The 23,978-nt window shown below is 58.1% G+C and carries 24 protein-coding genes and 1 riboswitch; of the genes, 12 read left to right on the top strand and 12 right to left on the bottom strand.

All coding sequences use genetic code 11. The annotated features are described in order from the left end of the window. Positions 1-29: 29 nt before the first annotated feature. Together SK51_RS19855 and bioA are read right to left on the bottom strand one after the other, a co-directional pair. Positions 30-506: a kinase inhibitor gene (locus tag SK51_RS19855; protein ID WP_003858531.1), complete on the bottom strand. Its 477-nt coding sequence runs from the start codon at positions 504-506 to the stop codon at positions 30-32. Positions 507-523: 17 nt separating this feature from the next. Further along, complete coding sequence (bioA, locus tag SK51_RS19850; protein ID WP_032670994.1) at positions 524-1,843, bottom strand: adenosylmethionine--8-amino-7-oxononanoate transaminase; 1,320 nt, start codon at positions 1,841-1,843, stop codon at positions 524-526. Between the two features lie 86 nt (positions 1,844-1,929). On the opposite strand from bioA, the gene bioB reads away from it, so the two are divergent. From bioB to bioD, 4 genes are read left to right on the top strand one after another with little or no spacing between them, the layout of a single operon-like run. Next, the gene (bioB, locus tag SK51_RS19845) at positions 1,930-2,970 is read left to right on the top strand and encodes a biotin synthase BioB (RefSeq protein WP_017384942.1); all 1,041 of its coding nucleotides are present in this window, start codon (positions 1,930-1,932) and stop codon (positions 2,968-2,970) included. Beyond that, complete coding sequence (bioF, locus tag SK51_RS19840) at positions 2,967-4,124, top strand: 8-amino-7-oxononanoate synthase (protein ID WP_023305727.1); 1,158 nt, start codon at positions 2,967-2,969, stop codon at positions 4,122-4,124. Before bioB ends, bioF begins: the two co-directional genes overlap by 4 nt. Continuing rightward, positions 4,108-4,863, top strand: a complete 756-nt coding sequence (gene bioC, locus SK51_RS19835; RefSeq protein WP_023305728.1) for a malonyl-ACP O-methyltransferase BioC — start codon at positions 4,108-4,110, stop codon at positions 4,861-4,863. The genes bioF and bioC overlap by 17 nt, the downstream gene beginning before the upstream one ends. Then, positions 4,856-5,557 (top strand): dethiobiotin synthase, encoded by a 702-nt coding sequence (bioD, locus tag SK51_RS19830; RefSeq protein WP_074132799.1) that lies wholly within the window; start codon positions 4,856-4,858, stop codon positions 5,555-5,557. Before bioC ends, bioD begins: the two co-directional genes overlap by 8 nt. Here the strand turns inward: bioD and SK51_RS19825 are convergent. Next, the gene (locus tag SK51_RS19825) at positions 5,520-6,242 is read right to left on the bottom strand and encodes an ABC transporter ATP-binding protein (protein ID WP_023305730.1); all 723 of its coding nucleotides are present in this window, start codon (positions 6,240-6,242) and stop codon (positions 5,520-5,522) included. The two genes, bioD and SK51_RS19825, sit on opposite strands and share 38 nt — an antisense overlap. Positions 6,243-6,990: 748 nt before the next feature. Here SK51_RS19825 and uvrB point away from each other — a divergent pair. Then, positions 6,991-9,006, top strand: coding sequence for an excinuclease ABC subunit UvrB (uvrB, locus tag SK51_RS19820; protein ID WP_003858519.1), 2,016 nt, complete (start codon positions 6,991-6,993; stop codon positions 9,004-9,006). 516 nt (positions 9,007-9,522) lie between these two features. Here the strand turns inward: uvrB and yvcK are convergent. Beyond that, positions 9,523-10,431, bottom strand: coding sequence for a uridine diphosphate-N-acetylglucosamine-binding protein YvcK (gene yvcK, locus SK51_RS19815; RefSeq protein ID WP_023305731.1), 909 nt, complete (start codon positions 10,429-10,431; stop codon positions 9,523-9,525). 226 nt (positions 10,432-10,657) lie between these two features. Further along, a riboswitch (molybdenum cofactor riboswitch) is annotated at positions 10,658-10,791 on the top strand. Here yvcK and moaA point away from each other — a divergent pair. From moaA to SK51_RS19785, 6 genes are all read left to right on the top strand, one after another. Then, a complete protein-coding gene (gene moaA / locus SK51_RS19810; protein WP_022647500.1) occupies positions 10,779-11,768 on the top strand; it encodes a GTP 3',8-cyclase MoaA in 990 nt (329 codons plus the stop codon). Its footprint overlaps the riboswitch before it by 13 nt. Positions 11,769-11,792: 24 nt before the next feature. Then, positions 11,793-12,305: a molybdenum cofactor biosynthesis protein B gene (gene moaB, locus SK51_RS19805; protein WP_022647501.1), complete on the top strand. Its 513-nt coding sequence runs from the start codon at positions 11,793-11,795 to the stop codon at positions 12,303-12,305. Between the two features lie 3 nt (positions 12,306-12,308). Continuing rightward, entirely contained in the window at positions 12,309-12,794 is a 486-nt protein-coding gene (gene moaC, locus SK51_RS19800; protein WP_023305732.1) for a cyclic pyranopterin monophosphate synthase MoaC, read from the top strand. Further along, the gene (gene moaD / locus SK51_RS19795; RefSeq protein WP_022647502.1) at positions 12,787-13,032 is read left to right on the top strand and encodes a molybdopterin synthase sulfur carrier subunit; all 246 of its coding nucleotides are present in this window, start codon (positions 12,787-12,789) and stop codon (positions 13,030-13,032) included. Before moaC ends, moaD begins: the two co-directional genes overlap by 8 nt. Position 13,033: 1 nt before the next feature. Next, positions 13,034-13,486 (top strand): molybdopterin synthase catalytic subunit MoaE, encoded by a 453-nt coding sequence (gene moaE, locus SK51_RS19790; protein ID WP_022647503.1) that lies wholly within the window; start codon positions 13,034-13,036, stop codon positions 13,484-13,486. A 58-nt stretch (positions 13,487-13,544) separates the two neighbouring features. After that, a complete protein-coding gene (locus tag SK51_RS19785) occupies positions 13,545-14,252 on the top strand; it encodes a Bax inhibitor-1/YccA family protein (RefSeq protein WP_003858508.1) in 708 nt (235 codons plus the stop codon). A 531-nt stretch (positions 14,253-14,783) separates the two neighbouring features. Here SK51_RS19785 and SK51_RS19780 read toward each other — a convergent pair. From SK51_RS19780 to SK51_RS19770, 3 genes are read right to left on the bottom strand one after another with little or no spacing between them, the layout of a single operon-like run. Beyond that, the gene (locus tag SK51_RS19780) at positions 14,784-15,746 is read right to left on the bottom strand and encodes a lysylphosphatidylglycerol synthase domain-containing protein (RefSeq protein WP_023299637.1); all 963 of its coding nucleotides are present in this window, start codon (positions 15,744-15,746) and stop codon (positions 14,784-14,786) included. Then, positions 15,746-16,984 carry a cardiolipin synthase ClsB gene (clsB, locus tag SK51_RS19775; protein WP_022647504.1) on the bottom strand — a complete coding sequence of 413 codons (1,239 nt, stop codon included), beginning with the start codon at positions 16,982-16,984 and terminating at the stop codon, positions 15,746-15,748. Before clsB ends, SK51_RS19780 begins: the two co-directional genes overlap by 1 nt. Next, positions 16,981-17,742 carry an endonuclease/exonuclease/phosphatase family protein gene (locus tag SK51_RS19770; RefSeq protein WP_022647505.1) on the bottom strand — a complete coding sequence of 254 codons (762 nt, stop codon included), beginning with the start codon at positions 17,740-17,742 and terminating at the stop codon, positions 16,981-16,983. Before SK51_RS19770 ends, clsB begins: the two co-directional genes overlap by 4 nt. Before the next feature lie 133 nt (positions 17,743-17,875). Here SK51_RS19770 and SK51_RS19765 point away from each other — a divergent pair, with 133 nt between their 5' ends. Further along, positions 17,876-18,286, top strand: a complete 411-nt coding sequence (locus tag SK51_RS19765; RefSeq protein ID WP_003858499.1) for a YbhQ family protein — start codon at positions 17,876-17,878, stop codon at positions 18,284-18,286. Here SK51_RS19765 and SK51_RS19760 read toward each other — a convergent pair. The 5 genes from SK51_RS19760 to cecR are packed head-to-tail and all read right to left on the bottom strand — an operon-like array spanning position 18,248 to position 23,936. Continuing rightward, the gene (locus tag SK51_RS19760; RefSeq protein ID WP_023305733.1) at positions 18,248-19,354 is read right to left on the bottom strand and encodes an ABC transporter permease; all 1,107 of its coding nucleotides are present in this window, start codon (positions 19,352-19,354) and stop codon (positions 18,248-18,250) included. The two genes, SK51_RS19765 and SK51_RS19760, sit on opposite strands and share 39 nt — an antisense overlap. 57 nt (positions 19,355-19,411) lie before the next feature. Continuing rightward, complete coding sequence (locus SK51_RS19755) at positions 19,412-20,545, bottom strand: ABC transporter permease (RefSeq protein ID WP_022647507.1); 1,134 nt, start codon at positions 20,543-20,545, stop codon at positions 19,412-19,414. Then, positions 20,535-22,274 (bottom strand): ATP-binding cassette domain-containing protein, encoded by a 1,740-nt coding sequence (locus tag SK51_RS19750; protein ID WP_048206986.1) that lies wholly within the window; start codon positions 22,272-22,274, stop codon positions 20,535-20,537. Before SK51_RS19750 ends, SK51_RS19755 begins: the two co-directional genes overlap by 11 nt. Continuing rightward, positions 22,267-23,262 carry a secretion protein HlyD gene (hlyD, locus tag SK51_RS19745; RefSeq protein ID WP_022647509.1) on the bottom strand — a complete coding sequence of 332 codons (996 nt, stop codon included), beginning with the start codon at positions 23,260-23,262 and terminating at the stop codon, positions 22,267-22,269. The genes SK51_RS19750 and hlyD overlap by 8 nt, the downstream gene beginning before the upstream one ends. Further along, entirely contained in the window at positions 23,259-23,936 is a 678-nt protein-coding gene (cecR, locus tag SK51_RS19740) for a transcriptional regulator CecR (protein WP_022647510.1), read from the bottom strand. The genes hlyD and cecR overlap by 4 nt, the downstream gene beginning before the upstream one ends. Between the last annotated feature and the right edge of the window lie 42 nt (positions 23,937-23,978).

Here is a 23,978-nt window from a genome sequence, read left to right as displayed (position 1 = left end):
GGTAAGGCGTAGCCGCCACCCGGCTTTTTTTATGAATACATCGCCGTAATCGACGCGCTGCCCAGCGAATGGAAATGGACGTTAAAGCCTACCATTGCCCCGCTCGCCCCTTCGTCAACCTCAATCTTGTCCACATCCAGCGCGTGCACCGTGAAGATATAGCGGTGCGTTTCCCCTTTTGGCGGCGCCGCGCCGCCGTAGCCCGCTTTGCCAAAGTCCGTGCGGGTCTGAATCGCACCGTCGGGCAGGGCAACCAGATCGGAACCGGAACCCTGCGGCAGCACGCGGGTGTCGGCGGGCAGGTTTGCCACGATCCAGTGCCACCAGCCCGAGCCGGTTGGCGCATCCGGATCATAGCAGGTTACGACAAAACTTTTAGTTCCCGCTGGTACATCGTCCCACGCCAGATGGGGAGAGATATTATCTCCCTGATAACCCATCCCGTTAAACACGTGACGTTCCGGCAGCTTTTCGCCGTCGCGCAAATCTTTACTGATGATTTTCATCCTATTTCCCTCGTTACTCACTCATTCAGAAAGTGTAACGCATGGGGGTAAATCGTGAAATGCGCTGATATGTTAACGGCTTTAACCACTGCCCCGGTCAGCTTGTGGAGCTGATCCGGAGAAATGCTGTACGGCGGCATGAGGTAAATCAGCTTACCGAAAGGTCGCACCCAAACGCCCTGGTCAACGAAGAAGCGCTGCAACGCGGCCATGTTCACCGGATGCGTTGTCTCGATCACCCCGATGGCGCCCAGCACGCGGACGTCCGCGACGTATTCCGCCTCCACCGCTGCGCTTAGCTGCTGCTTCAGCTGTGCCTCAATCGCCGCCACCTGCGTCTGCCACTCGCCGCTCTCCAGAATGGCGAGGCTTTCGCTTGCCACGGCGCAGGCCAGCGGGTTGCCCATAAACGTCGGGCCGTGCATAAAGCAGCCCGCGTCGCCGTCGCTGATGGTGTCGGCAACCTGGCGGGTGGTGAGCGTGGCGGAGAGCGTCATGGTGCCGCCGGTGAGCGCTTTCCCCAGGCACAGAATATCCGGCGCGATCCCCGCATGCTCGCAGGCAAACAGCTTCCCGGTACGGCCAAAGCCGGTGGCGATCTCATCGGCAATCAGCAAAATTCCTTCGCGGTCGCACATCTTCCGAATGCGCTTCAGCCACTCGGGGTGATACATCCGCATTCCGCCCGCGCCCTGCACAATCGGTTCGAGAATAACGGCGGCAATCTCGTGGCGATGGGCTGCCATCAACCGCGCGAAGCCCACCATGTCCATCTCGTCCCATTCGCCGTCGAAGCGGCTCTGCGGGGCTGGCGCAAACAGGTTTTCCGGCAGGTAGCCTTTCCACAGGCTGTGCATGGAGTTGTCCGGATCGCACACCGACATCGCCCCGAAGGTGTCGCCGTGATAGCCGTTGCGGAAGGTGAGGAACCGCTGGCGCGTTTCGCCCTTCGCATGCCAGTACTGCAACGCCATTTTCATCGCCACTTCCACGGCCACCGAGCCGGAATCAGCCAGGAAAACACACTCCAGCGATTCAGGCGTCATCGCTACCAGGCGACGGCATAAATCCACCGCGGGCTGATGCGTGATCCCGCCAAACATCACGTGTGACATCTGGTCAATCTGCGCTTTCATCGCCGCGTTCAGACGCGGGTGGTTGTAGCCATGGATCGCCGCCCACCAGGAGGACATCCCGTCAACAAGCCGCTCGCCGCTGGCGAGATGCAGCTCGCAGCCGTGGGCCGAGGCTACCGGATAGACGGGAAGGGGGCGGGTCGTGGAGGTGTAAGGGTGCCAGATATGCTGCTTGTCGAAGGCGAGATCGTCCTGGGTCATAATCGACTTGTAAACCATTTTGAAAAGTTTTAGGTTTACAAGTATAAACCGAACCGACAATTAACAAAACCCTTTGGAGAAGCCCGATGGCTCACCACGCACGCTGGACGATGTCGCAAGTCACTGAATTATTCAACAAACCTTTCCTGGAGCTGATGTTTGAAGCGCAACAGGTGCACCGCCAGCACTTCGATCCGCGTCATGTTCAGGTCAGCACGCTGCTGTCGATTAAAACCGGGGCTTGCCCGGAAGACTGCAAATATTGCCCGCAAAGCGCGCGCTATAAAACCGGTCTCGAATCCGAGCGCCTGATGGAAGTCGAGCAGGTGCTCGACTCAGCGCGCAAGGCCAAAAACGCTGGCTCAACCCGCTTCTGCATGGGCGCGGCGTGGAAAAACCCGCATGACCGCGACATGCCCTATCTGGAGCAGATGGTGAAGGGGGTGAAGGAGATGGGGCTTGAAGCCTGCATGACCCTGGGTACGCTAAACGAGGAGCAGGCGCAGCGCCTCTCGGCGGCAGGGCTGGATTACTACAATCACAACCTCGATACCTCGCCGGAATTCTACGGCAACATCATCACCACGCGCACCTATCAGGAGCGTCTGGACACGCTGGATAAAGTGCGTGATGCGGGGATCAAGGTCTGTTCCGGCGGGATCGTGGGACTGGGCGAAACGGTAAAAGATCGTGCCGGCCTGCTGTTACAGCTGGCGAACCTGCCGACCCCTCCGGAAAGCGTGCCCATCAACATGCTGGTGAAGGTAAAAGGCACGCCGCTGGCGGATAATGAGGACGTGGATGCCTTCGATTTCATCCGCACCATCGCGGTGGCGCGCATCATGATGCCAACCTCTTACGTTCGCCTCTCTGCCGGTCGCGAGCAGATGAGCGAGCAGACCCAGGCGATGTGCTTTATGGCCGGGGCCAACTCCATCTTCTACGGTTGCAAACTGCTGACCACACCAAACCCGGAAGAGGACAAAGACGTTCAGCTGTTCCGCAAGCTGGGGCTGAACCCACACCAGACTGGGGTACAGGCGGGGGATAACGAGCAACAGCAGCAGCTGGAGCAGCAGATTTTCAACGCCGACACTGACCAGTTCTACAACGCGGCAGCCGTATGACCTGGCAGGCACGTATCAGGACCGCGCTCGACGAGCGGCGGGCGGCGGATGCATTTCGGGTACGCAGGGTAGTGGAAAACGGTGCAGGCCGTTTTCTCACCCGGGAAGGAGAGCGGTTCTGTAATTTCTCCAGCAACGATTATCTGGGCCTGAGCCAGCACCCGCAAATCGTTCGTGCCTGGCAGCAGGGCGCGGATCGTTACGGCGTGGGCAGCGGTGGCTCCGGGCACGTCAGCGGCTACACCACGGCGCATCAGGCGCTGGAGGAAGAGCTGGCCGACTGGCTGGGCTACCCGCGGGCGCTGTTGTTTATCTCCGGTTTTGCCGCGAATCAGGCGGTGATTGCCGCCCTGATGGGCAAAGACGACCGCATCATCGCGGACCGCCTGAGCCACGCCTCCCTGCTTGAAGCCGCCAGTCTCAGCCCGGCACAGCTGCGGCGTTTTGCCCATAACGATGCCTCTCAGCTGAACGTCCTGCTGGGTAAACCCTGTTCAGGGCTTCAGCTGGCGGTGACGGAAGGGGTATTTAGCATGGACGGAGACAGCGCGCCCCTGGCCGCGTTGCACGACGCCGCAAAACAGCAAAACGCATGGCTGCTGGTCGACGATGCCCACGGCATTGGCGTCACAGGCGAGGAGGGGCGCGGAAGCGCTTATCAGCAGGGCGTCAGGCCGGAACTGCTGGTGGTCACCTTCGGCAAAGGCTTCGGCGTCAGCGGTGCCGCGGTGTTGTGCAGCGAGCCGGTGGCCGACTACCTGGTGCAGTTCGCCCGGCACCTGATCTACAGCACCAGCATGCCCCCGGCGCAGGCCGTGGCACTCTCTGCGTCGCTTGCGGTGATCCGCAGCGAAGACGGCGCTGAACGCCGGGCTCGCCTGGCCGACCATATTCAGCGTTTTCGCCGGGGGGTAAGCGAACTGCCTTACCGGCTTACCGACTCGCACAGCGCCATTCAGCCCGTGATTGTGGGTGAAAACCATCGGGCGCTGATGCTGGCACAGGCGCTACGAGAACGCGGGCAGTGGGTCACGGCGATCCGCCCACCCACCGTGCCGCCAGGCACCGCGCGCTTGCGTCTGACGCTTACGGCAGCGCACGAGCCGCAGGATATCGATACGCTTCTGGAGGCACTGTATGTCTCCCGTCAATAAACAGGCCGTTGCCGCCGCGTTTGGCCGGGCAGCACAAAGCTATTCACAGCACGATGAGCTGCAACGCCTGAGCGCGCGCGGGCTGCTGGCCGCGCTCGGTGACGGGCGTTTTGCGCAGGTGCTCGACGCGGGCTGCGGGCCAGGCGGCAATAGCCGCTACTGGCGCGCAACGGGCAGCCACGTCACGGCGCTGGATTTATCCGCGCAGATGCTGGATGAAGCCCGCCAGCAGCAGTCAGCAGACCGTTATCTGGTGGCCGATATCGAGGCCATCCCGCTGGAGGATGCGCTGTTTGACCTCGTCTGGAGCCATCTGGCGGTGCAGTGGTGCACCAGCCTGTCGCAGGCGCTACGCGAGCTTTACCGCGTGGCACGGCCCGGCGGAGCGGTGGCCTTTACCACCCTGCTGGAAAGTTCGTTGCCGGAGCTGAATCAGGCGTGGAGGGCGGTGGATGCGCAGCCGCACGCCAACCGGTTTCTCTCGCACGAACAGGTCACTCAGGCGCTGGCAGGCTGGCGCTATCGCAGTGAGGTCCAGACCGTCACCCTCGAATTTAGCGATGCGTTAAGCGCCATGCGCTCTCTTAAGGGGATAGGCGCGACGCACCTGCACGCCGGTCGGGAGAAGAAACCCCTTACCCGCGGCCAGCTCCAGCGTCTGGAGCTGGCCTGGCCGCAGGAACGGGACCGGTTCCCGCTCTCTTATCATCTTTTTCATGGGATTATTGAACGTGACTGAACGTTATTTTGTTACCGGTACGGACACCGAAGTCGGTAAAACGGTTGCCAGCGCCGCGCTGTTGCAGGCGGCGCGTCAGCTGGGGAAAACAACGGCCGGGTATAAGCCCGTAGCCTCCGGCAGCGAGATGACGCCGGAAGGCTTACGCAATACTGATGCGCTGGCGCTACAGCGTAACAGCAGCCTTGTGCTGGCCTATTCTGCGGTGAACCCCTATACCTTTGCTGAACCCACCTCGCCGCACATCGTCAGCGCCGATGAAGATCGTCCGATTGATTTTTCGGTTCTCTCTTCCGGATTACGCAACCTGGAAACGCAGGCCGACTGGGTGCTGGTGGAGGGGGCTGGCGGCTGGTTTACCCCGCTGTCCGACGAGCAGACATTTGCTGACTGGGTGCAGGCCGAGCAGCTTCCGGTCATTCTGGTGGTGGGGGTGAAGCTTGGCTGTATCAATCACGCCATGCTGACCGCTCAGGCCGTGCAGCAGGCCGGGTTGCGTCTGGCAGGGTGGATTGCCAATGACGTGGTTGCGCCGGGTAAACGTCATGCTGAGTATCTGGCGACGCTGAAGCGGGTGCTGCCTGCGCCGTTTCTCGGTGAGATCCCGTGGCTTGCCGACGGCGCAGAGCAGGCGGAAACCGGACGCTATCTTGACCTCAGCGCCTTATGTCCCGCGCCATCCAGTGCGCAATAAGATCGTCATCCAGCTCGTTAACGTGGCCCTGCGCCACGTTACGCCCGCGATAAAGCATGCAGAAACGATCCGCTACCCGGCGGATAAACGACAGCTGTTGCTCCGCTAACAGCACCGTCATTCCCAGCTCCCGATTCAACCGTACCAGCAGTTGACCCAGCCTGCGGGCGAAGCCTTGCCCTGCGCCATACATGGGCTCATCCAGAATCAACACGCGCGGGCGATTAACCAGCGCACTGGCGAGGGCAAGCTGATACTGGTCGTCGGGGGACAGCGCAGAGGCACGGCTCTGTCGCAGCGGATAGAGCTCCGGAAACAGGGCGTACACATCATTTTTTGATGTCGGGTCGGATTTCCCCGTCGCCCGCATAGCGATATGCAGATTTTCATCGACGGTCAGTTGGGAAAATATCCGCCGATCCTGCGGGACGTAGCCTATCGTTGGCGGCGCCGTTAATGCTGACGCAGGGCTGAGCAAATTACGCGGCGGCGCGCCAGCCTCATGCCAGATGATGGTGCCGCTCTCAACGGGCACCTTTCCGGTAATGCAGTTCATGAGCGTGGATTTACCCATGCCAGGCAGGCCAACAATGCCCGTACAGATGCCTTGCGGGAAATCGATATTCACGTTCCATAGCGTATGTTGGCTTCCGTAAAACTGATTTACAGCACGCAGACTCAACATCTTTCTCTCCTTAAAAATGTGTGGGGTAATGCTCAGGCTGATATCTGCAAAACGCCTGCCAGAAACAAAATAATGATTAAAAAAGAGCCATTTTTAGGAATAACCCACTGCTAAAAGCTTAACGTTTGTTCGAATTGCACGCTCCCGGTGCCGTGCGTGTCGAATCGTGGTGCAGGGAAAATGACGGAATTGTGATTAAGATCTCGCCGGTTACTTATGAAAAAATGAACGTTTTCCAGGCAAAAAAGAGTGATAAAAATTTTTTACTGCCGCTTCGTGGGAAAAACCGGGAATTTGCTGGAGTGCATGCTGTACGGGCTGGAGGCAGTTATCCACTATTCCTGTGGATAACCTTGTGCATTAGAGTTAGAAAACACGCGATAAGCGAGAGAATACGCGGGTTACGCCCAAATTGATGCGAAACGCGGCTTTAGGAAATAGTCTATATTTTTTAACGAATTAGATAAAAGCAATTCCCTCAGCGCCAGCGACACCTGTTGCCATAAAACTTTCATAACCGCCCTTGACAAATGTTAAAAAAGTAATAGTTCTGGGGATAACCCCCTGAGGCTGGTGTTTTATATTGTCACAGTTGAAATTTAGCTCGCGAACGCACTAATCCTCTCTGCGCTACGCTAAATATCCTGACACGATACTGGTTTTCCATCCAGTGTTTTTTACTGGCAATCCTGGCCACAACGAGTAAAATTACTCACCTGCCGCTTATTCTGTCATCAGGTCGTCGCCCATGAGTAAACCGTTCAAATTGAATTCTGCTTTCCGTCCTTCCGGGGATCAGCCCGAGGCCATTCGTCGCCTGGAAGAGGGGCTGGAAGACGGGCTGGCGCACCAGACCCTGCTGGGGGTAACCGGTTCGGGTAAAACCTTCACTATTGCCAACGTCATTGCCGATCTTCAGCGTCCTACGATGGTTCTCGCGCCGAACAAAACGCTGGCGGCGCAGCTGTATGGTGAGATGAAAGAGTTCTTCCCGGAAAACGCGGTGGAGTATTTCGTCTCCTACTACGACTACTACCAGCCGGAAGCCTACGTTCCCAGCTCCGACACGTTTATCGAGAAAGATGCCTCGGTGAACGAACATATCGAGCAGATGCGTTTGTCGGCGACCAAGGCGCTACTGGAGCGTCGTGATGTGGTGGTGGTGGCCTCGGTGTCGGCGATCTACGGCCTGGGCGATCCGGATCTCTATCTCAAGATGATGCTGCACCTGACGCAGGGGATGATCATCGATCAGCGGGCGATTTTGCGCCGTCTGGCGGAGCTGCAGTACACCCGTAACGATCAGGCGTTCCAGCGCGGGACCTTCCGCGTACGTGGTGAGGTGATTGATATCTTCCCGGCGGAATCGGACGACATGGCGCTGCGCGTAGAGCTGTTCGATGAAGAGGTTGAACGCCTGTCGCTGTTCGACCCGCTGACCGGTCATGTGGAGTCGGTGATCCAGCGCTTCACCATCTACCCAAAAACGCACTACGTGACGCCACGCGAGCGTATCGTACAGGCGATGGAAGAGATTAAAATTGAGCTGGCAGACCGCCGCAAGGTGCTGCTGGCGAACAACAAGCTGCTGGAAGAGCAGCGCCTGAGCCAGCGTACCCAGTTCGATCTGGAGATGATGAACGAGCTGGGCTACTGCTCCGGCATTGAAAACTACTCACGCTACCTCTCCGGGCGCGGACCGGGCGAAGCGCCGCCGACGCTGTTTGACTACCTTCCGGCGGACGGCCTGCTGGTGATCGACGAATCCCACGTTACGATCCCCCAGATCGGCGGGATGTACCGCGGTGACCGCGCGCGTAAAGAGACGCTGGTGGAGTACGGATTCCGACTGCCGTCAGCGCTGGACAACCGTCCGATGAAGTTTGAAGAATTTGAGGCGCTTGCTCCGCAGACCATCTACGTATCGGCGACGCCGGGCAACTACGAGCTGGAGAAATCCGGTGATGACGTGGTGGACCAGGTTGTGCGTCCGACCGGGCTGCTGGATCCGATTATCGAGGTGCGTCCGGTGGCGACGCAGGTGGACGATCTGCTCTCGGAAATACGTGCCCGCTCTGCCATCAACGAGCGCGTGCTTGTGACCACGCTCACCAAACGTATGGCGGAGGATTTGACGGAGTATCTGGAAGAACACGGCGAGAAGGTGCGGTATCTGCACTCGGATATTGATACCGTGGAGCGTATGGAGATCATCCGCGACCTGCGCCTGGGCGAGTTCGACGTGCTGGTGGGTATCAACCTTCTGCGAGAAGGTCTGGATATGCCGGAAGTGTCGCTGGTGGCGATTCTGGATGCGGACAAAGAGGGCTTCCTGCGTTCCGAGCGCTCGCTGATCCAGACCATTGGCCGCGCCGCGCGTAACGTCAACGGGAAGGCGATTCTGTACGGGGATAAAATCACCCCGTCGATGGCCAAAGCGATTGGCGAAACGGAACGTCGTCGCGAGAAGCAGCAGCGCTATAACGAAGAGCACGGCATCACGCCGCAGGGGCTGAACAAGAAGGTGGTGGATATCCTGGCGCTGGGTCAGAACATTGCGAAGACCAAAGCGAAAGGGCGCGGCAAGGCCCGTTCAGTGGTGGAAGAGGATACCGTCGCGCTGACCCCGAAAGCGTTGCAGCAAAAGATCCACGAGCTGGAAGGGCAGATGATGCAGCACGCGCAGAATCTGGAGTTCGAAGAGGCTGCGCAAATCCGCGATCAGCTGCATCAGCTGCGGGATCTGTTTATTGCGGCATCGTAGTTTTTTGCCCGGTGGGGTTTTCTCCCTCTCTCTGTGGGCTGAGGGATCCCCAGTAATTTTTTTATGCAGAAGCAATAAAGTTGCTTTCTAAATGACTGAGGGCTGTCAGCGATGCCCTGGTCCGGCTGTAAATCGCTGAGGCGTTTGCCTTCCGGCCGGGGCGAGGCGCAGGGATGCGCCGAGAGGGCGGCTTTACAGGGACGTTGCCTCCGCCCGTACCCGATAAGCCGGAAGGAATAAGCCGAGGGCACCGCGAAGCGGCGATTTTCCGCCGGGAGCCCGGGTCGCCAGGGTGGTGGCGACTGAGCCACCCTGGCACGTTCACCGCTCATGTCGCTACAGAGTAGCAAGGAACATAAAGTGAACGGAATGACCACCACCGCCGTATATTCCCCTCACCCTAACCCTCTCCCCGGAGGGGCGAGGGGATTGCTCAGTGCTCGCATTAATTTGTGGGGAACCCTCAGCCCTGTGGGAGAGGGCCGGGGTGAGGGCATCAGGCCGCACAAAACGAACCTAACCTAATGCCTGAATCGCCTTCTCCAGCGCCTCGCGCAGCAAATGGCGGTCGTGGCGATATTTAATATCGCTGGCTTCCAGCGGCTCCTGCACCACCACGCGATCGCCAATCCCCGACACATCTACTTTTGGCCCGACCACGACACCATCGATAATTTTCTTACCAACATACTGTTCCATCAGGTCCAGCTTATCCGCCAGCGACAGGCTTGCCGCGGCCGGACTGAGTTCGCGGCCTAAATTACCGATATAGACCATGGGCGCAGGCGTTCTGCGCAGCGCCTGCGCCAGCTCTTTCACCAGCAGGATCGGCATCAGGCTGGTATAAAAACTCCCCGGCCCAATCAGGATCAGATCGGCCTCGCCAATCGCTTCAACCGCTTCACGCGTTGCGGGTACGCTGGGGTAGGTCATCAGCTCTTTTGGCGGAAGAAGAAGCTGGTCGATATTCACTTCACCATACACTTCGTGATCGTCAGCATCGATCGCCATCAAATCTACCGGCTGTTCGGACATCGGGATCAGGAACGCATCCACTTTTAGCAGGTTACGAATTAAATTGATCGCTTCCAGAGGGCGCACGCTCAGGTGATCCAGCGCCTTTAACATCAGATTTCCAAGGTTATGGCCTGAAAGTTCGCCATTTCCCCCAAAACGGTACTCAAACATCGCCGAGGCCACGCTTGGCTCAGTGATGAGCTGGTTGAGGCAGTTGCGCGTATCACCCCAGGCTATCCCGCCTTCAGCACGTCGGATCCGCCCGGTTGAGCCGCCGTTGTCCGTTGTTGTCACGATGCCCGTCAGGCGTGAGCCCAGTGACGATAACGACGACATAACCCGTCCCAGACCGTGACCTCCTCCAAGAGCGACCACGCGGTCCAGATCCGCAAAAGTGCGATTGCGCATACCTATTCCTTATCCTGTTAAGCTTGCGTCACAGTAACGCAACTACTCCTAAAAGACGATGCCTCTCACAAACCATAATGACGTATATCAATGCGAAAGCGCTGTTTTTGCGTATTCTGTAGTGAAAATGCACGATAACATCGTTATGTATAAATTTATATAGCGAAAAGCGACAATGGCGAAGTGGCGATTTCCACGCTACTATCGCCATAACCACGTTTTCAAAACTGAAAACATACACTCTAGCCCTGGCGCCTGTGTCGAGAGATATGGCGCCCTGGCCGTGGCGGATTTGCCACCAGGGTACAGAAAGAAATGACTGTGCCTCCCGATCTGGAAAGGTGTACATGGCTTCACAACTTACTGATGCTTTCGCGCGTAAGTTTTTCTACTTACGTTTGTCGATTACCGACGTGTGTAACTTCCGTTGCACCTACTGCCTGCCCGATGGCTACAAGCCGGGCAGCGTCACCAATAATGGCTTTCTCTCCGTGGAAGAAGTACGCCGCGTCACGCGCGCGTTCTCTGAACTCGGTACGGAAAAAGTGCGTCTTACCGGGGGAGAGCCCTCCCTGCGCCGTGATTTCCCTGACATCATTGCCGCCGTGCGTGAAAACGAACGTATCCGCCAGATAGCGGTGACCACCAACGGTTACCGCATGGCGCGTGACGTGGCGAACTGGCGCGATGCGGGGCTGACGGCGATCAACGTCAGCGTCGATAGCCTGGACGCCCGTCAGTTCCACGCCATTACCGGCCAGGATAAGTTCCAGCAGGTAATGGACGGCATCGATGCCGCGTTCACCGCCGGTTTCGACAAGGTCAAAGTCAATACCGTGTTGATGCGTGATGTGAACCACCATCAGCTGGACACTTTTCTGGCGTGGATCAAACCGCGCCGCATTCAACTGCGTTTTATTGAGCTGATGGAGACCGGGGAGGGCAGCGAGCTGTTCCGTCGCCATCACATCTCCGGCATGGTCCTGCGTGACGAACTGCTGAAACGCGGCTGGATCCACCAGATCCGCCAGCGCAGCGATGGCCCGGCGCAGGTCTTTTGTCATCCGGATTATGAAGGCGAAATCGGCCTGATCATGCCCTATGAAAAAGACTTCTGTGCCAGCTGCAACCGCCTGCGCGTCTCCTCTGTTGGCAAGCTGCACCTCTGCCTGTTCGGGGATGGCGGCGTCGATCTGCGCGATTTGCTGGAAGACGACGCCCAACAGGACGCGCTTGAAGCACGCATTTCCGAGGCGCTGACGCACAAAAAGCAGACCCATTTCCTGCATCAGGGCAACACCGGCATTACTCAGAACCTGTCCTATATCGGCGGGTAATCAGGCTTTAGAAGGAACCAGAAGATGAGTCAGGTAAGCGCGGAATTTATCCCGACACGCATTGCTATTCTTACCGTTTCCGAACGTCGTGGTGAAGAGGATGATACCTCCGGCCACTGGCTGCGCGAGGCGGCACACGAAGCCGGGCACCAGATTGTTGATAAAGCGATCGTCAAAGAGAACCGTTACGCCATTCGCGCTCAGGTTTCACAGTGGATTGCGAGTGATGACGTCCAGGTTGTACTGATCACTGGCGGCACCGGCTTTACCGCAGGCGACCAGGCGCCGGAAGCGCTGCTTCCGCTGTTCGATCGCGAAGTAGAAGGCTTCGGCGAAGTGTTCCGCATGCTCTCATTTGAAGAGATTGGCACCTCTACGCTCCAGTCCCGTGCCGTCGCGGGGGTAGCGAACAAGACGCTGATCTTCGCCATGCCGGGCTCGACCAAAGCCTGCCGCACCGCGTGGGAAAACATTATTGCCCCGCAGCTGGATGCCCGTACCCGTCCGTGTAATTTCCATCCCCATTTAAAGAAATAAGCTATGTCACAACTGACCCACATAAACGCCGCTGGCGAAGCGCATATGGTGGATGTCTCCGCCAAAGCCGAAACGGTGCGCGAGGCGCGTGCTGAAGCGTTCGTCACCATGCTGCCGGAGACGCTGGCGATGATTATCGACGGTAGCCATCACAAGGGTGATGTGTTTGCCACCGCCCGCATCGCCGGTATTCAGGCCGCTAAACGCACCTGGGACCTCATCCCGCTCTGCCATCCGCTGATGCTTAGCAAAGTGGAGGTAAATTTGCAGGCGCAGCCGGAGCATAACCGCGTGCGTATCGAGTCCCTGTGCCGCTTAACCGGGAAAACCGGTGTGGAGATGGAGGCGTTAACGGCAGCCTCCGTGGCGGCGCTGACCATCTACGACATGTGTAAAGCGGTGCAGAAAGATATGGTGATTGGCCCGGTGCGTCTGCTGGCAAAAAGCGGCGGCAAATCCGGTGATTTTAAGGTGGAAATCCATGATTAAGGTGCTCTTTTTTGCCCAGGTCCGTGAGCTTATCAATACCGACAGCCTGACGCTGGACGGCTCTTTCGAAAACGTCGCCGCCCTGCGTGCGCATCTGGCGGCGCAAAGCGACCGCTGGGCGCTGGCGCTGGATGAAGGCAAACTGCTGGCCGCCGTGAATCAGACGCTGGTGGAGTTGACCCACCCGCTGGCTGATGGGGATGAAGTGGCCTTCTTCCCGCCGGTCACAGGGGGTTGAGATGACGGAAACCCGAATTCTGGTTGGCCATGAGCGTTTTAACGTGGGCACGGAATATGACTGGCTGGCCGGGCGCGACGAAGACGGCGCGGTCGTGACCTTTACCGGGAAAGTGCGTAATCATAATCTCGGCGACAGCGTAAAAGCGCTGACGCTGGAGCACTATCCGGGAATGACCGAAAAATCGCTGGCGGCCATTGTCGAAGAGGCGCGAGGCCGCTGGCCGCTGGGGCGCGTTACGGTTATCCATCGCATCGGCGAAATGTGGCCCGGCGAAGAAATTGTGTTTGTCGGCGTCACCAGCGCCCATCGCGGGAGTGCTTTTGCGGCGGGGGAGTTCATCATGGATTACCTCAAAACTAAAGCGCCGTTCTGGAAGCGTGAAGCGACGCCGGAAGGTGAGCGCTGGGTGGAATCGCGGGACAGCGACAAACAGGCTGCCAGCCGCTGGTAACAGGTTTACGTGGATGTGTTAGTCTTAACGTGTGTGTTTACTTAATCAGGAGTGAATCATGGACCGATTTCCGCGTTCCGATTCGATAGTTCAGCAGACCCGTAGCGGGCTGCAAACCTACATGGCTCAGGTATATGGCTGGATGACGGTTGGCCTGCTGCTTACCGCGTTTATCGCGTGGTATGCGGCAAACACGCCTGAACTGATGATGTTTATCTTCTCCAGCAAAATCACCTTCTTTGGGCTGATTATTGCGCAACTGGCGCTGGTATTCGTGCTCTCCGGGCTGGTGCACAAGCTCAGTTCGGGCATGGCGACCACGCTGTTTATGCTCTATTCGGCGCTGACCGGGCTGACGCTCTCCAGTATTTTCATCGTTTACACCTACTCCTCCATTGCCAGCACCTTTGTGGTGACCGGCGGGATGTTCGGTGTGATGAGCCTGTACGGTTACACCACCAAACGTGACCTGAGCGGCTTCGGCAACATGCTGTTTATGGGGCTGATAGGGATTGTGCTGGCGTCGCTGGTGAACCTGTGGTTGAAGAGTGACGCGCTGATGTGGGCGGTGACCTATATCGGGGTGGTGATCTTCGTGGGCTTAACCGCCTACGACACCCAGAAACTGAAAAACATCGGTGAACAAATTGATGTTCGCGACAGTTCAAACCTGCGCAAATACTCGATTCTGGGCGCACTGACGCTTTATCTGGACTTCATCAACCTGTTCCTGATGCTGCTGCGTATCTTCGGCAACCGTCGCTAGTGAGGGTGGCGCTGTCTGATGCCCTCACCCTGACCCTCTCCCACAGGGCTGAGGGTTCCCCACAAATTAATGCGAGCACTGAGCAATCCCCTCGCCCCTCCGGGGAGAGGGTTAGGGTGAGGGGAACATACGGCGGTGGTGGTCATTCCGTTCACTTTATGTTCCTTGCTACTCTGTAACGACATGACCGGTGAACGTGCCAGGGTGGCTCAGTCGCCACCACCCTGGCGACCCGGGCTCCCGGCGGTAAATCGCCGCTTCGCGGTGCCCTCGGCTTATTCCTTCCGGCTTATCGGGTACGGGCGGAGGCAACGTCCCTGTAAAGCCGCCCTCTCGGCGCATCCCTGCGCCTCGCCCCGGCCTGCAGGAAACGCCTCAGCGATTTACAGCCGGACCAGGGCATCGCTGACAGCCCTCAGTCATTTAGAAAGCAACTTTATTGCTTCTGCATAAAAAAATTACTGGGGATCCCTCAGCCCACAGGGAGAGGGAACAAACCCTAAAAACGGCAACGAAGTTGCCGTTTTGCTTTTATTTTGCCATCGCCTTCTCGTTTTTGGCGCGCAGCTTCTTCGCCCGACTCTCCAGCACCAGATAACAGATCGTTGCCAGCGCCAGCGGCAGGAAGTAGTAGATCATGCGGTACGCGAGCAGGGCAGCGATAATCGTCCCGTGAGACACATGCTCCCCTGCAAGCAGCGCGATAAACACCGCTTCCAGTACGCCGATCCCCGCTGGAATATGCACAATCACCCCGGCAATACTGCTTACCAGCAGCACGCCCAGCACGAAGAAGTAATTCACATCTTCGCCAATCAGCAGCCAGATAATGGCCCCCATCGCCATCCAGTTGGCGCTGGAAACCACCATTTGCAGGACGGCAAACTTCCATGACGGCAGCACCAGCTTCTGCCCTTTAATGGTCATATGACGACGTTTGGCAAAGGCGCAGGCCCAAAGGTAGGCGGCGATGATCAGCAGCAGTACGATGCCCAGAATGCGCAGGGTGGCCTCATCGATGTACCAGTGCGCAGGCAGCTGCACCACGCCAATGGTGAAGATCACCCCGCCGAGCAGGATATACCCCAGCCAGTTGGTGGTGATACTCAGCGAGAAAATACGCGTGATGGTGCCGCCCGGTAAGCCAAGGCGGGAGTACAGGCGATAGCGCATACCAATCCCGCCCACCCAGGTGCTCAGCGTCAGGTTAAAGGCGTAGCAGATGAATGACACCAGCATAACCTGCCGTTTGGCAAGCTTATGCCCGCAGTAGGCGCGTCCCAACAGGTCATAGCAGCCGTACATCAGGTAGCTCACAATCACCAGGCCAACCGCCCCCAGCAGGACTGTCCGGTTGTAGTTGCGAATAACCTTCCACACCTCTTCCCAGTCCACCTTTTGGGCATACACCACCAGCAGGACCGCGACGGCAATGAAGAACAGCCAGGTCAGGATTTTTTTCGCCAGCCGCCAGCGAGGATGAGATTTCGACATCAGGTTTTCCCTCCATCTTCCGCCTCTACGCGGTCCTGGGTTTCCATTTCGGGTTGCACTGGCGGATCCACCAGCGCCAGTTTCGGCGTATGCGCGGGCAGCCAGCCCACCATGGCCGGGAAGTGGCGCAGGAAGTGGAACACCACCACACCGATGCCAACGTTCCACCAGCTGCGTTTCGGCACCATGGACTCATCCACACGCACGCAGTCTTTATTGATCAGACCCTGAAGGTTATCGCGCAGGGTCTGATTAAACTGGCGATCGTGGATGATCAGGTTCGCTTCCAGATTGAGCGATAAGCTCAGCGGATCGAGGTTGCTTGAGCCAACGGTCGCCCAGTGGTCATCCATCACGGCCACTTTGCCGTGCAGCGGGCGGCGGCGATATTCATAGATTTGCACGCCGCTTTTGACCAGATAGCGATAGAGCAGACGCGCGCCCACCTTCACAATCGGCATATCGGGCTCACCCTGGACGATGAGCTTCACGCTCACGCCGCGTCGGGCCGCGTTGCGCATGGCGTGCAAAATCCGGTAACCGGGGAAGAAATAGGCGTTGGCGATAATCACCTCGCGCTTCGCGTTCGCCAGCATCTTCAGGTAGTGACGTTCGATATCGTCCCGGTGCTCCTCGTTATCCCGCCAGACGAACAGCGCCTGCGCCTCGCCGGGCTTGCGGTTCTCTTCCGGGCGATGGCGGCGTCGCCACCAGCGGCGTGCGGCCTCTTTGCCGGGTAAGTTTTCCAGCACGAACAGCTGGATGTCCTGAACCACCGGCCCTTCGATACGGATCGCGTAGTCCTGTTTCGCTTCGGGACCATAATCCGACATATGCTCGGCGGAGTAGTTAATGCCGCCAACGAAGGCCACCGTTTCGTCCACCACCACAATTTTGCGGTGCATTCGGCGGAACAGGTTGGTGCGCATCCCGAACAGACGCGGGCCGGGATCGTAATAGCGGAATACCACCCCTGCGGCGGTGAGCTCGTTAACAAATTCGTCGCTGAGATCCGGCGAACCATATCCGTCGAGCAGGACCTCGATTTTTATACCGCGACGAGCGGCTTGCAGCAGCGCGCTGTGCAACTGCCTGCCCACGTCGTCTTCAAACCAGATAAACGTTTCCAGAAAGACTTTCTGCTGTGCGTGGCTAATCGCCTCAAAGACTGCCGGATAAAAGTTATCGCCATTTTCCAGCAGCGTAATACGGTTACCTTCCTGCCATGTGCATTTCATAAGTGGATCTCCGCGCTGAGTGGGGCATGGTCGGAGAGATGTCGCCAGTTGAGTAAAGCCAGCGCAGTCGGGCTGCTGGCGTGGGCATTTTTTACGTAGATGCGGTCAAGGCGCAGCAGGGGGAAGCGCACCGGAAACGTCCGCGCGGGACGACCGCGTGAGCGGGTAAAAATCTCCTCCAGCCCCGCATTCACCTTCAGAGGATGGTTGGCCCGCTGTCGCCAGTCGTTAAAATCACCGGCCACTACCACGGGCTCGCCCTCCGGCAGCGCATTGGTCCAGTCTGCCAGCATCTGTAGCTGAGCCTGACGGTGGGCCTCACGCAGGCCAAGATGAACGCAGCCCACATGAATGGGAAAATCGAGCGCCGGTGGCGTGATGCGGCAGTATAACAACCCGCGTTTTTCGCTCTCGCCAACGGAGACGTCCCGGTTCTCATAATGCTCGATAGGAAAACGCGACAGCACTGCGTTACCGTGATGCCCCTCCGGGTAGACCGCATTGCGCCCGTAGGCGTAATCGCTCCACATGGTATCCGCCAGAAACTCGTAATGGGGCGTGTCGGGCCAGTTTTCGAAATGCATCGGGTGCACTTCGTGCGCGCCCATGACCTCCTGGAGGCAGACAATATCGGCGCTGACGGTGCGTACCGCGTCGCGCAGCTCCGGTAAAATGAAGCGGCGGTTAAATGCTGTGAAGCCCTTATGAATATTTATCGTCAGCACCTTAAGCGAGAAATGCTGCGTTCTTTTGCTCATAAACACCTTCCTGGGTGACTATCCCGATGAAAATAAAGTGTAGTAGGCGTCACAAAAAGATGCGGCGTTACGGAATTTTCCGTAAAGTGCGGTAGTCTGAATTAGCAGAGAAAAATCCTTCAGGAGAGAAGCCATGAAGTGGCAACAACGCGTTCGTGTCGCAACCGGTTTGAGTTGCTGGCAGATAATGTTGCATTTACTGGTCGTGGCCGTACTGGTGATGGGCTGGATGAGCGGCACGCTGGTGCGTGTCGGCTTAGGGTTATGCGTGGTTTACGGCGTGACCGTGCTGTCGATGCTGTTTTTACAGCGTCACCACGACGCGCGCTGGCGTGAAGTGGGTGATGTGCTCGAAGAGCTCACCACCACCTGGTATTTTGGTGCGGCAATGATCGTCCTGTGGCTGTTGTCACGCGTGCTGCAAAACAACCTGCTGCTGGCCCTGGCGGGTCTGGCTATCCTCGCAGGGCCTGCGGTGGTGTCGTTGCTCACCAAAGAGAAAAAGCTACGCGATGTTTCGTCTAAACATCGCATAGGCCACTGAGCCCGTTGTGGCCGCGATGACCAGTAGCGGCCACAAACTTCCCCACACAATATCCAGACTCGCATCCTTCAGATAGATTTGCTTGGTGATATCCGTGAAGTGACGAATCGGGTTTATCCATGTCAGATCCTGTAACCACACCGGCATGTTCTCCACTGGCGACACGTACCCTGAAAGCAAAATCGCCGGCATCATAAAGACAAACACCCCGATAAACGCCTGCTGCTGCGTTGAGCAGAGCGCGGAAATCAGCAGCCCAAACCCCACCAGCGACAGGCCGTAAATCACCATCGTGAAGTAAAACAGCACCAGCGATCCGGCAAACGGGATCTGGTACGCCCATATTCCCACCCCCAGCACGATGGTGGCCTGGAACGTCGCGACAATCAGTGCCGGCACCGCCTTGCCGACAAATATCTGCCAGGTAGCGAGCGGCGAGACCAGCAGCTGATCCAGCGTACCTTGCTCACGTTCGCGTGCCACGGACAGCGAGGTGACAATCATCACGCCAATAGTGGTGATCATGGCGATTAACGACGGCACCACAAACCACTTGTAGTCCAGATTCGGGTTGTACCAGTTGCGCACCACCAGCTCGCTGTTGTTGGGTTTGGGTTTGTCCGCCATCAGCTCCTGCTGGTAGTCCTTCACTACCTGCTGCAAATAGTTCGCCGCTATCTGGGCGCTGTTGGAGTTACGCCCGTCGAGGATCAGCTGCATCGGCGCGGTCTGGAAGGTGTCCAGATTGCGGGAGAAATCCGCCGGGAAGCGCACCAGCAATAATGCTTTCTGCGTGTCGATGGTGGGCTGGATCGCCTGCGGGCTTTGCAGCAGCAGGACATGGGTAAAGGCTTTGGCGCGGGCGAAACGCTGCGTCAGCTCGACGGAATGCTTGCCATTGTCTTCGTTGTAAATGGCGATGGTAGCGTTGGTGACCTCCAGCGTGGCGGCAAACGGAAACAGTACAACCTGAAGCAGCACCGGCAGCACCAGAATGGCGCGGGTCTGCGGCTCGCGCAGCAAGGATTGCAGCTCTTTGCGGATCAATGTCCATAAACGGTGAAACATCGCGTCGTCCTCCTGTCGGGTGGCGCTTGCGCTTACCCGACCTACAAAATCCGATGGCTAATCTAATCTTCTTTTCGTTTTCATCCACGTCAGCCCGATAAACATCACCGCCGACGCCAGCAAAAACAGGGTGTTGATAATCAGCACTACCGGGATGTTCCCCGCCAGAAACAGGCTTTGCAGGGTGCTCACAAAGTAGCGTGCCGGAATGATGTAGGTCACGGCACGGATCACCGCTGGCATACTGTCAATCTGGAAGATAAAGCCGGAGAGCATGATCGACGGCAGGAAGGCGGCATTAAGCGCCACCTGCGCGGCGTTAAACTGGTTGCGGGTGATGGTGGAGATCAGCAGCCCCATTCCCAGCGTGCTGAGTAAAAACAGGCTGGTAATAAAGAACAGCACCACCAGCGAACCGCGGTACGGCACGCCAAGAATAAATACCGAGACCAGCATACAGAGCAGCATCGCCAGCATGCCGAGGAAGTAGTAGGGGATCAGCTTGCAGAGCAAAAGCTCGACGCGCGTCACTTCGGTGGAGAGCAGCGCCTCCATGGTGCCGCGCTCCCATTCGCGGGCGATCACCAGCGAGGTGAGGATCGCGCCAATCACCGTCATGATGATAGTGACTGCACCCGGGATAATAAAATGCTGGCTGATGGCGGCGGGGTTAAACCAGTAGCGCGTCTGCACGTCAATCAGCGGTTCAAACTTCTCCCCCCGGTCTTCGGCGCGCTGCATCTGCCAGAGCTGCCAGATCCCCTCCGCATAGCCCTGCACGAAGTTGGCGGTGTTCGGTTCGCTGCCGTCGGTGATCACCTGAATTGGCGCATCGGCGCCCGGGCGTGCCATGTTGGCGGCGAAATCGACCGGGATGACGATCAGACCGCGAATTTTACCGGCCTGCATTTTCTGGATCAGTTCCTGCCGGTTGTCGCTGATGGTGGCATCGATGTAGGGCGAGCCGGTCATGGCGTGGGTGAAGTCCAGCGCCTCTTCGCTCTGCTGCTCCAGCAGGATCCCAACCCGCAGCTTGCTGGAATCGAGGTTAATTCCGTAGCCAAAAATAAACAGCAGCAGCAGGGGGATCACCACCGCAATCAGCCAGCTGCTGGGGTCACGCACAATCTGCCGCGTCTCTTTGACGCACAGGGCGCGCACCCGGCGCCAGGAGAGGGCGTTACTGCGCATGAGGATTCTCCTTATCCCAGTCGTGGATGAGGGTGATAAACGCCTGCTCCATGGTCGGGTCCGGCTGTGCGTCGTCGGCGGCCTGCGCTTTCAGGTCGTCCGGCGTGCCGTGGGCAATCAGCTTGCCGCGATAGACCAGCCCGATGCGGTCGCAGTACTCTGCCTCGTCCATAAAGTGGGTGGTGACCATCACGGTCACGCCTTTTTCCACCATGCTATTGATATGCAACCAGAATTCACGGCGGGTGAGGGGATCCACGCCTGACGTAGGTTCATCAAGAAAGAGGATGTCGGGCTCGTGCATCAACGAACAGGCCAGCGCCAGCCGCTGTTTGAAGCCAAGCGGCAGCGCGTCGGTAGCGTGTGAGGCGATATCGGTCAGGCCAAAGGCGTCGCACATGCGGCCGATCTTCTCGTTCTGCGCCCGTCCCCGCAGGCCGTAGACGCCGGAGAAAAATCGCAGATTTTGCTCCACCGTCAGGTTGCCGTAGAGCGAAAACTTCTGCGCCATATAGCCCAGATGCTGGCGCGCCTTGCCGGAGCTGACTTTGAGATCCATGTTCAGCACCAGCGCTTTGCCGGAGGTCGGTACCAGCAGGCCGCACATCATTTTAAAGGTGGTGGATTTCCCCGCACCGTTCGGCCCGAGCAGGCCAAATATCTCGCCGCGCTTCACGGCAAAATTGACGTTATCGGTGGCGGCGAAATCGCCAAATTTTTTGGTGAGCGATTTCGCTTCAATGACCGTTTCGCCCGGCGTGCCTTCCACCGTGTGCAGAATGGCGCCAAGCGGTGATTCTGAGGTTCCCGCCCCGCCCAGCAGATCGATAAACGCATCTTCAAAGCGCGGCGCGGTCTCTGTCATGTCGATTTCAGGCATCCCCTGCGCACGCCGGATATCGTCGGCGGTGGCCTCTTTTTTGAGGATCACGCGCACCGAACGGCCCTGAATCATCCCGTCGCTCACCTGGGGCAGCTTCAGCACCCGTTGCAGCAGCTTGCGGTTGGATTCCTGCGCGCTGTGTAGCAGAAAACTGCGCCCGGCCATGGTTTGCGTCAGCTCGGTGGGCTCGCCCTGATAGAGCAGTTCGCCTTCGTTCATCAGCAGCACGTCACGGCACTGCTCTGCTTCATCAAGGTAAGAGGTACTCCAGAGGATCAACATGCCGTCACCCGCCAGCTCGTGCACCATCTGCCACAGCTCGCGGCGGGAAATCGGGTCCACGCCGACGCCGGGTTCATCCAGCAACAGCACCTTCGGTTCGCCCACCAGCGTGCAGGCCAGCCCCAGCTTCTGCTTCATCCCGCCGGAAAGTTTGCCCGCCAGCCGATCGGTGAACGGGCCGAGGGAGGTAAACGCCAGCAGACGCTCGAAGGTTTTCTGCCGGGTTTCGCCGGTAACGCTGCGCAGATCGGCATACAGGTTGAGGTTTTCTATTACCGTCAGATCTTCATACAGACCAAACTTCTGCGGCATATAGCCGAGTATGCCGTGGAGCGCCGCGTCGTCTTTGATGGGATCGAGGCCAAGCACGCTGGCGCTGCCTTCATCCGGCTTCAGCAATCCCGCTAGCATCCGCATCAGCGTGGTTTTACCCGCGCCGTCCGGCCCCACCAGCCCGGTCACATAGCCTTTCTGAATCGTACAGTTCAGCGGCGCGACCGCCGGTTTAGCCATTCCCGGGAAGCGTTTGACCAGATTATTGAGCTGGATAACCGCATCATTCATGTTGTTCCCCGTCGTTTAAGGTCACGGTAACAGGCATGCCCTGACGCAGCGCGTCGTCCGCATCGGTGACGATGATGCGCAGGCGATACACCAGGTCGGTACGCAGATCCGGGGTTTCAACGGTTTTTGGCGTGAACTCGGCCGTTGGGGAGACGAAGCCCACTTTGCCGTGATACGGCTTGTCCGGGCGACCATCGGTGTAGAGCAGCAGTTCGCGGCCCGGCTGCATCTGGCCAAGATTCGGCTCATCAATGTAAGCGCGCACCCACACCGGACGGGTTAAGGAGAGCGTTAACACGGTGCTGCCCGCGCTGAGCATGCTGCCCGGCTCCACGGCGCGGGTCATCAGCGTACCGTCAGACGGGGCGATTAACGTGGTGTCGTGCAGATCCAGCTCCGCCTGGGCTAACTGCGCCTGCGCCTGCTCAAGGCTGGCCTTCGCCTGGGCAATGTCCTGCGCGCGGTTACCGGTGCGGTACTGGCTTAACTTATCCTGGGCAGATTTCAGCGTCGCCTGCGCCTGGTCGCGGGATGAGCGCGCATTTTCCAGGTCGTTGGCGGAAATAGTGCGGCTTTTCCATAAGCCTTGCTGACGGTTATAGAAATTCTGCGCATAGTCATAGGCGGCTTTTGCCTGCTTAACGGCAGCGGCCGCCTGGGCGATTTCTTCATCACGATAGCCCGCCAGCATCAGGTCGTACTGCGCCTGTGCGACGGCGACGCCCGCTTTTGCCTGCATCAACGCGTTTTCAAACGGGGCTTTGTCCAGCATCCCCAGCGTCTGCCCGGTTTTGATGGCATCGCCTTCGTCAACGCTCAGCGAGGCCAGCCGTCCGCCGACGCGGAAGCTCATGTTCACGGTGCGGATATCCACGTTGCCGTACAGCGTCAGGCCACGATCCTGCTGGCTCTGATACCACAGCCAGCCGCCTGTTCCCGCAGCAAGCAAGACAACAACCACCAGAATGATGGCGACAGGTTTTTTCATGACTTCTGGCTCCTTTGCGTTAAGCCTTGCAGGATCAGATCAACGTGACAGGTAATGACCTGGCTAATTTGCGCGGCTTTATCCTCATCGAATTGTGTCCAGCCCGTACGTAACAGGATGGTCTCACGCCCCAGACGGAAGGCGAGCACTTCGCCCAGCAGGGCGTGGGTATGCAAAATGGTGTCCGTATCGCTGGCGTCCCGTCCGGTATAGGCGGCGATCAGCCGGGTCAGATGGCTATGCATCGGGGCGATCACCTGATCGTGCACCAGCTGGTACGCGGCAGTGGGGGAGAGCTGCTCGCGGGAGATAAATTTGCTCAGGTTCAGCGTATCGTCGTGCGTCAGCAGGCGAATCATGTTGTGACAGGCGTTAAGGATCAGCTGGCGGATGGCAACCCGGTCCGGTTCTGTCTGGCTGAACAGCGCGGTGGCTTCTTCCACGTGTGGGCGAAAGCTGGTGCCGATAAAATCCGCGATCCACTGGGCGCAGGCGAGGTATAAATCCTCTTTTGAGCCAAAATAGTAGGTAATGGCCGCAATATTCTGCCCGGCCTGCGCGGCGATATCCCGCGTGGTGGCATGCAGACCATACTCGCCAAACTGCGCCAGCGCGGCGGCGATAAGCTGACTTTTCGCCTGTTCGCCTTTGGTTGTCGTTGGGGTTGTATTCATAGCAGCATTAAAAATTAATCAATCGATTGATTAAGATTATGC

The sequence above is a fragment of the Enterobacter sp. MGH85 genome (assembly GCF_001037655.1).
In the GTDB taxonomy this organism is placed as follows: Bacteria; Pseudomonadota; Gammaproteobacteria; order Enterobacterales; family Enterobacteriaceae; genus Enterobacter; species Enterobacter intestinihominis.
This window is presented reverse-complemented; position numbering and strand designations above follow the sequence as displayed.

Excerpts from the sequence above, each read along its gene's own strand:
- moaA (WP_022647500.1), top strand. The coding sequence starts at position 10,779 with ATGGCTTCACAACTTACTGATGCTTTCGCGCGTAAGTTTTTCTACTTA.
- SK51_RS19760 (WP_023305733.1), bottom strand. The coding sequence starts at position 19,354 with ATGTTTCACCGTTTATGGACATTGATCCGCAAAGAGCTGCAATCCTTG.
- SK51_RS19785 (WP_003858508.1), top strand. The coding sequence starts at position 13,545 with ATGGACCGATTTCCGCGTTCCGATTCGATAGTTCAGCAGACCCGTAGC.
- hlyD (WP_022647509.1), bottom strand. The coding sequence starts at position 23,262 with ATGAAAAAACCTGTCGCCATCATTCTGGTGGTTGTTGTCTTGCTTGCT.
- bioB (WP_017384942.1), top strand. The coding sequence starts at position 1,930 with ATGGCTCACCACGCACGCTGGACGATGTCGCAAGTCACTGAATTATTC.
- SK51_RS19770 (WP_022647505.1), bottom strand. The coding sequence starts at position 17,742 with ATGAGCAAAAGAACGCAGCATTTCTCGCTTAAGGTGCTGACGATAAAT.
- moaD (WP_022647502.1), top strand. The coding sequence starts at position 12,787 with ATGATTAAGGTGCTCTTTTTTGCCCAGGTCCGTGAGCTTATCAATACC.
- SK51_RS19825 (WP_023305730.1), bottom strand. The coding sequence starts at position 6,242 with ATGTTGAGTCTGCGTGCTGTAAATCAGTTTTACGGAAGCCAACATACG.
- cecR (WP_022647510.1), bottom strand. The coding sequence starts at position 23,936 with ATGAATACAACCCCAACGACAACCAAAGGCGAACAGGCGAAAAGTCAG.
- bioA (WP_032670994.1), bottom strand. The coding sequence starts at position 1,843 with ATGACCCAGGACGATCTCGCCTTCGACAAGCAGCATATCTGGCACCCT.
- SK51_RS19855 (WP_003858531.1), bottom strand. The coding sequence starts at position 506 with ATGAAAATCATCAGTAAAGATTTGCGCGACGGCGAAAAGCTGCCGGAA.
- SK51_RS19750 (WP_048206986.1), bottom strand. The coding sequence starts at position 22,274 with ATGAATGATGCGGTTATCCAGCTCAATAATCTGGTCAAACGCTTCCCG.
- clsB (WP_022647504.1), bottom strand. The coding sequence starts at position 16,984 with ATGAAATGCACATGGCAGGAAGGTAACCGTATTACGCTGCTGGAAAAT.
- moaC (WP_023305732.1), top strand. The coding sequence starts at position 12,309 with ATGTCACAACTGACCCACATAAACGCCGCTGGCGAAGCGCATATGGTG.
- uvrB (WP_003858519.1), top strand. The coding sequence starts at position 6,991 with ATGAGTAAACCGTTCAAATTGAATTCTGCTTTCCGTCCTTCCGGGGAT.
- SK51_RS19780 (WP_023299637.1), bottom strand. The coding sequence starts at position 15,746 with ATGTCGAAATCTCATCCTCGCTGGCGGCTGGCGAAAAAAATCCTGACC.
- SK51_RS19765 (WP_003858499.1), top strand. The coding sequence starts at position 17,876 with ATGAAGTGGCAACAACGCGTTCGTGTCGCAACCGGTTTGAGTTGCTGG.
- bioC (WP_023305728.1), top strand. The coding sequence starts at position 4,108 with ATGTCTCCCGTCAATAAACAGGCCGTTGCCGCCGCGTTTGGCCGGGCA.
- bioF (WP_023305727.1), top strand. The coding sequence starts at position 2,967 with ATGACCTGGCAGGCACGTATCAGGACCGCGCTCGACGAGCGGCGGGCG.
- SK51_RS19755 (WP_022647507.1), bottom strand. The coding sequence starts at position 20,545 with ATGCGCAGTAACGCCCTCTCCTGGCGCCGGGTGCGCGCCCTGTGCGTC.
- moaE (WP_022647503.1), top strand. The coding sequence starts at position 13,034 with ATGACGGAAACCCGAATTCTGGTTGGCCATGAGCGTTTTAACGTGGGC.
- yvcK (WP_023305731.1), bottom strand. The coding sequence starts at position 10,431 with ATGCGCAATCGCACTTTTGCGGATCTGGACCGCGTGGTCGCTCTTGGA.
- moaB (WP_022647501.1), top strand. The coding sequence starts at position 11,793 with ATGAGTCAGGTAAGCGCGGAATTTATCCCGACACGCATTGCTATTCTT.